Genomic DNA, 10,591 nt, shown 5'->3' on the forward strand with positions numbered 1-10,591 from the left:
GCCCCCTCGCCGAGAGCAAGGGAAACGCGGATTCTAAGCCCTTGGAGGCGCAGGGCGGCGTTCATCGCGGGGTCATTCGCCGCGCTCCAACCGTGCGATTTCCTCGGCTCGGGCCGCCAGGATCAGCGCCGCAGCGCGTTCCTCGTCCAGCCCATCGATGCCGAATTCGGCTACTTCGTCGGCCCCCAGGTCGGAAAGGTCCTCGGCCGTGCGGATGCCGTTCTCGGCCAGGGCGAAGGCAGTCGCCTCGTCCATGCCATCCAGCGCCAGCAGGTCCTCCGTGGGCGCGTTCTCGTCCAGCTCTTCCTCGACCGCCAGCGCATCGTTCAGCAGCGCGTCGCGGGCGCGCGAGCGCAGTTCCTCGACGATGTCCTCGTCGAAGCCCTCGACCGCCAGCAGCTCGCCGACCGGCACGTAGGCGATTTCCTCGACCGTGCTGAAGCCCTCGGCCACCAGGATGCCGGCGATTTCCTCGTCCACTTCCAGCTTTTCCTGGAACAGGACGCGGGCGGCGGCCTGCTCGGCTTCCGATTTCTCGGTCACCTGGTCCTGGGTCATGACGTTGAGCTGCCAACCGCTCAGGCGGCTGGCGAGGCGCACGTTCTGGCCGCCCTTGCCGATCGCCTGGGCCAGCTTGTCCTCGGCCACGGCAAGGTCCATCGAGTGCTTGTCCTCGTCGACCACGATGGACTGCACCTCGGCCGGCGCCATGGCGTTGATCACGAACTGGGCGGGGTTGTCCGACCACAGCACGATGTCCACGCGCTCGCCGTTCAATTCGTTGCTCACCGCCTGCACGCGCGAACCGCGCATGCCGATGCAGGCGCCGATGGGGTCGGTGCGCGTGTCGTAGGCGATCACGGCGATCTTGGCGCGATCACCAGGGTCGCGTGCGCAGGCCTTGATCTCGACCAGTCCCTGGCCGACTTCCGGCACCTCGAGCTTGAACAGCTCCATCATGAATTCCGGCGCGGCGCGGCTGATGAACAGCTGCGGGCCGCGGGGCTCGCTGCGCACGTCGAACAGGTAGCCGCGGATGCGGTCGCCGGCGCGCACGACATCGCGCGGGATCGCCTTGTCCTTGGGGATGAAGGCTTCGGCGTTGCCGCCGAGGTCCACGTAGACGTTGCCACGCTCGACGCGCTTGACCACGCCGGTGACCAGCTCGCCGATGCGGTCCTTCCAGGCATCGACCACCTGCTGCCGCTCGGCCTCGCGCACGCGCTGCACGATCACCTGCTTGGCGGCCTGCGCGGCGATGCGACCGAAATCGACGTTCTCGATCTGTTCCTCGATGTAGTCGCCCACCTCGACGCCTTCGGCCTCGTCCACGGCATCCATCAGCCGGATCTGGCGGTCGGGCGATTCCATCACCACGTCGTCGGCCACCACTTCCCAGCGGCGGAAGGTCTCGTAGCTGCCGTCCTTCGCGTCGATCTGCACGCGGGTCAGTACGTCCTGTTCGTGGTAACGCTTCTTCGCGGCGGTGGCCAGCGCGGCCTCGATCGCCTCGAGGATCACGGTCTCGGGCACGCCCTTCTCGTTGGCGACGGCATCGACGACTAGCAGCAGTTCTTTACTCATCGTGGTGTCACTTCACTTCAGCATGTGGCAGCCAAAGGCCGCCGTTGGTTGGATTCCCGCCCGGCACCCGGCCGGACACGCTCAATGCTTGCCGGATTTGCCGGCCGCCTTGCCGCCGGACGCACCCTTCTTCTTGCCGTCCTTGCCCGGCGCCAGGCCCAGCGCGGCCCAGTCGGGGAGCAGACGCGCCTTGTCGATGTTGTCGGACGCCACGTCGAACGGCTGGCCATCGACCTCGAAGCTCACCCTGCCCTCGTCCACCGCGACGATCGTGCCCTGCAACCTGCGCCGGCCATCCTGCGGCAGTTTCAGACCCACCTTGGCCTGCTGCCCCACGTAGCGCGCGAACTGCGCCGGCGTGAACAGCGGACGGTCGATGCCGGGCGACGACACTTCCAGCGTGTAGTTGCCGGAAATCGGGTCTTCCACATCGAGCTGCGCCGACACCTCGCGACTGACGGCCTCGCAGTCCTCGATGGCCACGTGGCGCGTCTCGGCCTCGGCTTCCGGCACGTCGATATACAGGCGCAGCACCGCTCCGCCGGGGGCCGGCAGGTATTCGATGCCCAGCAATTCCAGCCCCAGCGACGCGACGGTCGGGGCCAGCAGTGCCGAAATGTGTGTCGCCTTGTCGGTCACGCGATGCCTGTGTATGGAAACCTGTGCCTGGAAAACCGAACCCCGGAACGCAACAAGGGGCCCATTGGGCCCCTTGTCCGATACCACTGGATTTCGGCGTCGAAGCGAGCAGATGCTTCGACGAAGCCCGACTTCCGTATCCACGGGACTCCCTGAAATGCTCATGGAATCCCGGCAAACGAAAGCTGGTAGCGGGGGCAGGATTTGAACCTGCGACCTTCGGGTTATGAGCCCGACGAGCTGCCAGACTGCTCCACCCCGCAGCAGAAGCGGAATTATGCGGATGCCCGGTCGTTTTTACAAGCCCGGGACAACGCCGCGTGCTGAACGTCGTTCCGGGTCTGGAAGAGGCGGGATCGCTGGGGAGAGGCTGCGTGGAGCATCTGCCTGGTGTCACGCCGAATCGCGGCCCGATATCCGCTTGGTCGGCATGACACCAGGCAGACGCTCCCAAGGTCCTTGCGGTGGATCGCAAAAAAGCAAGTCGAAGCCTATGGCAGACGCACGGCGATTGCTTTGGGAACGGAGTTGGGAGCGAAATTCTAGGTGTAGTGCCGGTCGCCATCGCAACCAAGCCGATATCGGGCGGCGACTTGCGATGGCGACCGGCACTACACCCGCGTCGCCCACTCCAGCCTTTGCCATCCCTCCGCCGCCTTTGCAGCAGAGGGAGGGGGTCAGGCGAACGCCTGCTGGCACCACGCCATGATCGGGCTCCAGAACAGGCCCAGGCCCAGCAGCGCCAGCGCGTTGACCGCGAACATCGCGCGCAGGCCGATGCTCTTGCGCGGCAGCACCGCTTCGCCGACCGGCTCGTCGAAGTACATCACCTTGATCAGTCGCAGGTAGTAGAACGCGCCGATCACCGCGAACACCACGCCGGCGATGGCCAGCCACATCAGGCCGCCATCCAGCGCCGCGCGCAACACCGCCATCTTCGCCCAGAATCCAAGCAGCGGCGGCACGCCCGCCAGCGACGCCATGACGATCAGCACCAGTCCCGCCATCCACGGGCTGCGGGTGCTGAGGCCCTTGTAGTCCTCGATGCGCTCGGCCTCGAAGCCCTTGCGCGAGAGCATGACGATGGCACCGAAGGCTGCCGCCGACATGATCGAGTAGCTGATCGCATAGAACATCGATGCAGAGAACCCGATCGGTCCGCCGCCGGCGATGCCCATCAGCAGGAAGCCGACGTGCGACACCGTCGAATACGCCAGCATGCGCTTGAGGTTGGTCTGTGCGATGGCGATCAGGTTGCCCACCGCCAGCGACAGCACCGCCAACATCGCCACCAGGCTTTGCCACTGGTCGTGCAATGGGCCCATCGCCACTTCGAACAGGCGCCAGGCCATCGCGAACGCGGCCACGTCGCGGGTGGCGCAGATGAACACGGTCATCGCCGTCGGCGCACCGTGGTAGGTGTCGGGCAGCCACATATGGAACGGAGCCGCACCGAACTTGAACGCCACGCCGGCGATCACGAACACCATGCCGGTCAGCAGCAGCACGCGGTTCTCGCCAGTCACCGTACCGATGGCCTCGCGGATGCCGTCGAGCGACAGCGTACCGGTCGCGCCATACAGCAGCGACATGCCGTACAGCAGCATGCCCGAGGCCAGCGCGCCGAGGATGAAGCTCTTCATCGCCGCTTCTGTGGCCCTGGGGTTGTCGCGATCGAAGGCGATCAGCGCGCAGGTGGACAGCGCCATCAGCTCAAGGCCGAGGTAGACCATGGTCAGGTTGCCCGCGGACATCAGCAGCATCATGCCGACCACGGTGAACAGCAACAGGATCGAGGCCTCGCCCTGGTACAGGCCGCGCTCGCGCAGCGACGACCACAGGTAGGCCAGCGACGCCGCCGATACCACCAGCACCACGAGCTTGAGGATGTCCGCGCCGGTGTCGCGCACGAACACGCCCTCCATCACCTCGCCATGCCCGCCCACGCCGAACACGATCATCGCGGCAGCCGTGAGCAGCACCACGATGGACAGCGCGTTGGTCCAGATGCGGCGGCGCTCGTCCAGGAACAGGTCGAGCATCAGCAGCGCGAACGCGCCGAAGATCACCGTCAGTTCGGGCAGCAGCGGCGCGAACTCGGCGAGGGTGCGGACGGGTGGAACGAACGGGGCAGCACTCATCGACACATCACCTCAAAGCTTGCTCGCGGCGAGATGGCTCACCAGCTGCGCGATGGACGGTTCCATCAGGTCGGTCAGCGGCTTCGGATAGACGCCGATCGCCAGCACGCCGGCCGCGAACACGCCCAGCACCAGCCACTCGCGTCCGTTGATGTCCTGCAGCTGCGCGACGTGCGCGTTGCCGACCTCGCCGAACATCACCCGCTTCACCAGCCACAGCGTGTAGGCCGCACCGACCACCAGGGTGATGGCGGCGGTGAAGGCGATCAGCGGATGCTGCTGGAAGCTGGCCAGGATCACCATGAACTCGCCGACGAAGCCCGACGTGCCCGGCAGGCCGGCGTTGGCCATCGCGAACAGCACCATGAAGAACGCGAACCAGGGCATGGTGTTCGCCACGCCGCCGTAGTCCTTGATCATGCGCGTGTGCATGCGGTCGTAGAGCACGCCCACGCACGAGAACATGGCGCCGGAGATGAAGCCGTGCGAGATCATCTGCACCATCGCGCCCTGCAGGCCGAGGCGCGCGGCATCGGTGTTGCCCGACTCGCGCACCAGCGCGAACGCGATGAACGTGCCCAGGGTGACGAAACCCATGTGCGAGACGGACGAATAGGCGATCAGCTTCTTCATGTCCTGCTGCACCAGGGCCACCATGCCCACGTACACCACCGCCACCAGCGACAGCGCGATCAGCAGCCACGCCCAGTCGTTGCCGGCATCGGGCGTGATCGGCAGGCTGAAGCGCAGGAAGCCGTAGCCGCCGATCTTCAGCATGATCGCCGCCAGGATCACCGAGCCGCCGGTCGGCGCCTCGACGTGCGCGTCCGGCAACCAGGTGTGCACCGGGAACATCGGCACCTTCACCGCGAAGGCGGCGAGGAAGGCGAAGAACAGCCACATCTGCTCGGTCGCGGTCAGCGGCAGCGCGTACAGGTCCGGCAACTGCCAGCTGCCGGCCTTCAGGTACAGGTACACCAGCCCGATCAGCATGAACACCGAGCCGAGGAAGGTGTACAGGAAGAACTTGATCGATGCGTACACGCGCCGCGGGCCGCCCCAGACGCCGATGATGATGAACATCGGGATCAGCATGCCTTCGAACAGCACGTAGAACAGCATGGCGTCGACGGCCGAGAACACGCCGATCATCAGGCCTTCCAGCACCAGCATCGCCGCGTAGTACTGGTTGACGCGCTTGCCGATCGAGGTCCAGGCACCGATCAGCACCAGCGCGGTGGTCAGCGTGGTCAGGATGATCAGCGCGACCGAGATGCCGTCCACGCCCAGGTGGTACTGGATGTCGTAGGCGGGGATCCACTCGCGGCGCTCGACGAACTGCATCGCCGTGGCGGTGTAATCGAAGCCGGTGAACAGCGGCAGGCTGACCAGGAACACCGCCAGCGCGATGCCCAGCGAGACCCAGCGCGCCAGCTCGGCGCGGCGGTCGCCCAGCGCAAGCACCAGTGCGCCGCCGAGGATCGGCAGCCAGATCAGGATGCTGAGGAGAGGCAGGTTCTGCATTGCATCAGGTCCAGTTGCGGATCAGCACCGCCAGCAGCACGATCAGGCCGACGATCATCGCGAAGGCGTAGTTGTACAGGCGGCCGGTCTGCACCTTGCGCAGCACGCCGGACACCAGGTCGACGATGCGGGCGCTGCCGTTGACCGCGGCGCCATCGATCACCTTGCTGTCGACCTGGCGCGAGGCCTCGCCCAGCAGCAGGCCGCCGCCGGCGAACCCCTTGATCCACAGGTCGTCCATGCCGTACTTGTTCTCGAGGATGCGGATCGGCAGCCGCAGGGCATGCCCGACCTTCGCCGGCAGGTGCGGCTTCCACCAGTACATCACCGTCGCCAGCGCGAAGCCGGCGACCACCAGCCAGAACGCCGGCGCGATGAAGCCGTGCAGCGCGAACGCCGCCGGGCCGTGCCACAGCGCGTCCTTCACCATCACCACGCTGTCGCGCGCGGCGGATACGTCGATCGCGCCCAGGAAGAACGGTGCCGCCTCGTGGTGGCCGGTCCAGTCCGTACCGAACAGCATCGGGCCGACGGTGAAGTAGCCGACCAGGATCGACGGGATCGACAGCAGGATCAGCGGCAGCGTCACCACCCACGGCGACTCGTGCGGCTCGTGCACGCCGTGGTGCGGATCGTCGGCATGGTGGCCGTGGGCGTCCTCGTGCAGCGGCTCGTGGCGGGTTTCCTGCCCGTGCTCGTCGTGCGCCACGTGCGGATGCGAGGGCTCGGCGTGGCGGAAACGCTCTTCGCCGAAATAGGTCATGTACAGCAGGCGGAAGCTGTAGAAGGACGTGACGAACGCGCCCAGCAGCACCGCCCAGTAGGCATAGGTGCCCACCCAGCCCATCGTGGCGCCGCCGTGTTTCGCGGCCTCGATGATCGTGTCCTTCGAGTAGAACCCGCTGAAGAACGGCGTGCCGATCAGCGCCAGCGTGCCGATGACGCTGGTCCAGAAGGTGATCGGCATGTACTTGCGCAGGCCGCCCATCTTGCGCATGTCCTGCTCGTGGTGCATGCCGATGATCACCGAGCCGGCCGCCAGGAACAGCAGCGCCTTGAAGAAGGCGTGCGTCATCAGGTGGAACACCGCGGCCGAATACGCGGACACGCCCAGAGCCACGGTCATGTAACCGAGCTGCGACAGCGTGGAGTAGGCCACCACCCGCTTGATGTCGTTCTGCACCATGCCGATCAGGCCGGTGAAGAACGCCGTGGTGGCGCCGATGAACAGGATGAAGGCCAGCGCCATCTCGCTCAGTTCGAACAGCGGCGACATGCGCGCGACCATGAAGATGCCCGCGGTGACCATCGTCGCGGCGTGGATCAGCGCCGAGATGGGGGTAGGGCCTTCCATCGAGTCCGGCAGCCACACGTGCAGCGGCACCTGCGCCGACTTGCCCATCGCGCCGATGAACAGGCAGATGCAGATCAGCGTGGCCACCGACCATTCCATGCCCGGGATGATCTGCACCACCTGTCCGCCGCCGATGGTGTCGCCGGCATTGGCGAACACGGTGGCGTAGTCCAGCGAGCCGAACCAGTACAGCACGCCGGCAATGCCCAGCAGGAAGCCGAAGTCGCCCACGCGGTTGACCAGGAACGCCTTCATGTTGGCGAAGATGGCGGTCGGCCGCTTGAACCAGAAACCGATCAGCAGGTACGACACCAGGCCCACCGCTTCCCAGCCGAAGAACAGCTGCAGGAAGTTGTTGCCCATCACCAGCATCAGCATCGAGAAGGTGAACAGGCTGATGTAGCTGAAGAACCGCTGGTAGCCCGGATCCTCGTGCATGTAGCCGATGGTGTACACGTGCACCAGCAGCGACACGAAGGTCACCACCACCATCATCATCGCGGTCAGCTTGTCGACCATGAAGCCGACGTGCGCCGAATAGTTGCCCACCTCGAAGAACGTATAGACGTTCTGGTTGAACGGCGCCGCGCCCTGCCAGACCAGCTGCCACAGCACGTAGACCGACAGCGCGCAGCTGACGGCGACGCCGAGGATGGTCGCGGTGTGCGCACCGACGCGGCCCACCTGGCGACCGAAGAACCCGGCGACGATCGCGCCCAGCAGCGGTGCCAGCACCACCACCAGCAGGATGGTCTTGGAGAGGGTGATTTCCATACCCGGCATCGGATCAGCCCTTCAACATATCGAGTTCGGCCACGTTGATCGTGCGCCGGTTGCGGAACAGCACCACCAGGATGGCCAGGCCGATCGCGGCCTCGGCCGCGGCCACGGTGAGGATGAAGAACACGAAAATCTGGCCCGATTCGTCGCCGAACTGGCGCGAGAAGCCGATGAAATTGATGTTCACCGCCAGCAGCATCAGCTCGATGCACATCAGCAGGATGATCACGTTCTTCCGGTTGAGGAAGATGCCCGCCACGCTGATGCAGAACAGCACCGCGCCCAGCGCAAGGTAGTGGCCCAAGGCAAGGCCTTGCCCGAACACGTCCATTATTTCGCCTCCCCTTCGCCCGGGACGTCGCCCGTGGGCGGCGTTTCCTCGACCCGCCGTTCGGCCGGCATGCTGACCAGCCGCACCCGGTCGGCGGCACGCGCGCGCGATTGCTCGCCCGGATTCTGGTGCTTGGTACCCTCGCGGCGGCGCAGCGTCAGGATCACGGCCGCCACGACGGCGACGGTGAGGATCAGGCCGGCCACTTCGAACGGCAGCAGGAAGTCGGTGAACAGGCGGCGGCCAAGCCAGGTGATGTTCGAGACGCCCTGCGCTTCGGCGGCGTCGACCGGGAACGGCGCCATGCGCGCCTTGAGGCCGATCAGCGCCAGCATCTCGACCAGCATCACCACCGCGACCAGCAGGCCCACCGGCAGGTAACGCACGTAGCCCTCGCGCAGCGGCACCACGTCGATGTCCAGCATCATCACCACGAACAGGAACAGCACCATCACCGCGCCCACGTAGACCAGGATCAGCGCCACGCCGAGGAACTCGGCGCCGGCGAGGATCCATGTGCAGGCCACGGTGAAGAAGGTCAGCACCAGGAACAGCGCGGCATGCACCGGGTTCTTGACGCTGATCACCGCGCCGGCCGACATCACGGCCACGACGGAGAAAGCGAGGAATGCGAGCAGGGCGAGGTCCATGGCTTACCTGTAGGCGGCGTCGGCGGCGCGGCGTTCGGCGATCTCGGCCTCGAGGCGGTCGCCGATGGCGAGCAGCTGCGGCTTGGTGACGATGTTCTCGCCGCGGTGTTCGAAGTGGTATTCGTGCACGTGGGTCTCGACGATCGAGTCGACCGGGCAGGACTCTTCGCAGAAGCCGCAGTAGATGCACTTGAACAGGTCGATGTCGTAGCGCGTGGTGCGGCGGGTGCCGTCGGCGCGCTGCTCGGAGTCGATGGTGATCGCCAGCGCCGGGCACACCGCCTCGCACAGCTTGCAGGCGATGCAGCGCTCCTCGCCGTTCGGGTAGCGGCGCAGCGCATGCAGGCCGCGGAACCGCGGCGACTGCGGGGTCTTTTCCATCGGGTACATCAAGGTGTACTTGGGACGGAACAGGTACTTCAGCGTCAACCACAGCCCGCCCAGCAACTCGAGCAGGAACAGGCTGCGGAACCATGCAACGAACTTGGCCATCACTGCCCTGCCTCGAACACGCCGAAATACGCCATCAGTGCGACCACCACGATCCACGCGATGCTCAACGGAATGAACACCTTCCAGCCCAGCCGCATGATCTGGTCGTAGCGGTAGCGCGGGAACGAGGCGCGGAACCAGATGAAACAGCTGGCGAAGAAGAACACCTTGGCGAACAGCCACCACCAGCCGTCGCCGAGCAACGTGCCGAGCACCGGGATGTCCGGGATGAACGCCGCCGGGATCGGCGACAACCAGCCGCCCAGGAAGAAGATCGCGGTCAGGAAGCTGACCAGGATCATGTTGGCGTACTCGGCCAGGAAGAACAGCGCGAACGCCGAACCGGAGTACTCCACCATGTGCCCGGCGACGATCTCCGACTCGCCCTCCACCACGTCGAACGGCGCGCGGTTGGTCTCGGCCACGCCGGAGATGAAGTAGATGACGAACAGCGGCAGCATCGGCAGCCAGAACCACTCGAACAGGCCGGCGTTGCCCGCCTGCGACATCACGATCTCGGTCAGGTTGAGGCTGCCCGCGCCGATCATCACGCCGACCAGCGCGAAGCCCATCGCGATCTCGTAGCTCACCACCTGCGCGGCCGAACGCATCGCACCGAGGAAGGCGTACTTCGAGTTCGATGCCCAGCCGGCGAGGATCACGCCATACACGCCCAGCGAGGTCATCGCCAGCAGGTACAGCAGGCCGGCATTGGCATTGGACAGCACCAGCTGCGCGTCGAACGGAATCACCGCCCAGGCCGCGAACGACGGCGCCAGCACGATCAACGGCGCCAGCACGTACAGTGATTTCTGCGCGCTGCTCGGCTGGATGACTTCCTTGAACAGCAGCTTGAACACGTCGGCGAAGGCCTGGAGGATGCCCCAGCCCACGTACATCGGCCCGTGGCGCACGTGCATCCAGCCGATCAGCTTGCGCTCCCACACCACGTAGAACGCCACCGACACGATGACCGGCACGGCGATGGCGAGGATCTTCAGCACGATCCAGACGACGGCGCCGATCCAGCCCAGCGACATCAGCAGGTCATGGACGGGCTGGGTCACGTTGCCCAGGATGGTGGCGGTATTGGTCG

General features: G+C 65.8%; 9 protein-coding genes and 1 tRNA gene. All 10 read right to left on the reverse strand.

The window, feature by feature from the left end; genetic code table 11:
- Positions 1-72: 72 nt before the first annotated feature.
- Entirely contained in the window at positions 73-1,584 is a 1,512-nt protein-coding gene (nusA, locus tag E2F46_RS00575) for a transcription termination factor NusA (protein WP_133320243.1), read from the reverse strand.
- Between the two features lie 81 nt (positions 1,585-1,665).
- Positions 1,666-2,223, reverse strand: a complete 558-nt coding sequence (gene rimP / locus E2F46_RS00580; RefSeq protein WP_133320244.1) for a ribosome maturation factor RimP — start codon at positions 2,221-2,223, stop codon at positions 1,666-1,668.
- A 186-nt stretch (positions 2,224-2,409) separates the two neighbouring features.
- Positions 2,410-2,486: transfer RNA gene (locus E2F46_RS00585), tRNA-Met, on the reverse strand.
- Positions 2,487-2,900: 414 nt separating this feature from the next.
- Complete coding sequence (nuoN, locus tag E2F46_RS00590; RefSeq protein WP_133320245.1) at positions 2,901-4,364, reverse strand: NADH-quinone oxidoreductase subunit NuoN; 1,464 nt, start codon at positions 4,362-4,364, stop codon at positions 2,901-2,903.
- A gap of 12 nt (positions 4,365-4,376) precedes the next feature.
- The gene (locus E2F46_RS00595) at positions 4,377-5,888 is read right to left on the reverse strand and encodes an NADH-quinone oxidoreductase subunit M (RefSeq protein ID WP_133320246.1); all 1,512 of its coding nucleotides are present in this window, start codon (positions 5,886-5,888) and stop codon (positions 4,377-4,379) included.
- Positions 5,889-5,892: 4 nt separating this feature from the next.
- On the reverse strand, positions 5,893-8,016 hold the full coding sequence (nuoL, locus tag E2F46_RS00600; protein WP_133320247.1) for an NADH-quinone oxidoreductase subunit L: 2,124 nt from the start codon (positions 8,014-8,016) through the stop codon (positions 5,893-5,895).
- Between the two features lie 13 nt (positions 8,017-8,029).
- Positions 8,030-8,353 (reverse strand): NADH-quinone oxidoreductase subunit NuoK, encoded by a 324-nt coding sequence (gene nuoK / locus E2F46_RS00605; protein WP_133320248.1) that lies wholly within the window; start codon positions 8,351-8,353, stop codon positions 8,030-8,032.
- Positions 8,353-9,003, reverse strand: coding sequence for an NADH-quinone oxidoreductase subunit J (locus E2F46_RS00610; RefSeq protein ID WP_133320249.1), 651 nt, complete (start codon positions 9,001-9,003; stop codon positions 8,353-8,355). The genes nuoK and E2F46_RS00610 overlap by 1 nt, the downstream gene beginning before the upstream one ends.
- 3 nt (positions 9,004-9,006) lie before the next feature.
- On the reverse strand, positions 9,007-9,495 hold the full coding sequence (nuoI, locus tag E2F46_RS00615) for an NADH-quinone oxidoreductase subunit NuoI (RefSeq protein ID WP_133320250.1): 489 nt from the start codon (positions 9,493-9,495) through the stop codon (positions 9,007-9,009).
- The gene (gene nuoH / locus E2F46_RS00620) at positions 9,495-10,535 is read right to left on the reverse strand and encodes an NADH-quinone oxidoreductase subunit NuoH (RefSeq protein WP_425599787.1); all 1,041 of its coding nucleotides are present in this window, start codon (positions 10,533-10,535) and stop codon (positions 9,495-9,497) included. The genes nuoI and nuoH overlap by 1 nt, the downstream gene beginning before the upstream one ends.
- Between the last annotated feature and the right edge of the window lie 56 nt (positions 10,536-10,591).

The organism is Luteimonas aestuarii (assembly GCF_004357985.1).
In the GTDB taxonomy this organism is placed as follows: Bacteria; Pseudomonadota; Gammaproteobacteria; order Xanthomonadales; family Xanthomonadaceae; genus Luteimonas; species Luteimonas aestuarii.

Bases quoted from the DNA above. Each gene is read 5' to 3' on its own strand.
- nusA (WP_133320243.1), bottom strand. From the start codon at position 1,584: ATGAGTAAAGAACTGCTGCTAGTCGTCGATGCCGTCGCCAACGAGAAG.
- nuoN (WP_133320245.1), bottom strand. From the start codon at position 4,364: ATGAGTGCTGCCCCGTTCGTTCCACCCGTCCGCACCCTCGCCGAGTTC.
- E2F46_RS00595 (WP_133320246.1), bottom strand. From the start codon at position 5,888: ATGCAGAACCTGCCTCTCCTCAGCATCCTGATCTGGCTGCCGATCCTC.
- nuoL (WP_133320247.1), bottom strand. From the start codon at position 8,016: ATGGAAATCACCCTCTCCAAGACCATCCTGCTGGTGGTGGTGCTGGCA.
- nuoK (WP_133320248.1), bottom strand. From the start codon at position 8,353: ATGGACGTGTTCGGGCAAGGCCTTGCCTTGGGCCACTACCTTGCGCTG.
- E2F46_RS00610 (WP_133320249.1), bottom strand. From the start codon at position 9,003: ATGGACCTCGCCCTGCTCGCATTCCTCGCTTTCTCCGTCGTGGCCGTG.
- nuoI (WP_133320250.1), bottom strand. From the start codon at position 9,495: ATGGCCAAGTTCGTTGCATGGTTCCGCAGCCTGTTCCTGCTCGAGTTG.
- nuoH (WP_425599787.1), bottom strand. From the start codon at position 10,535: ATGTCGCTGGGCTGGATCGGCGCCGTCGTCTGGATCGTGCTGAAGATC.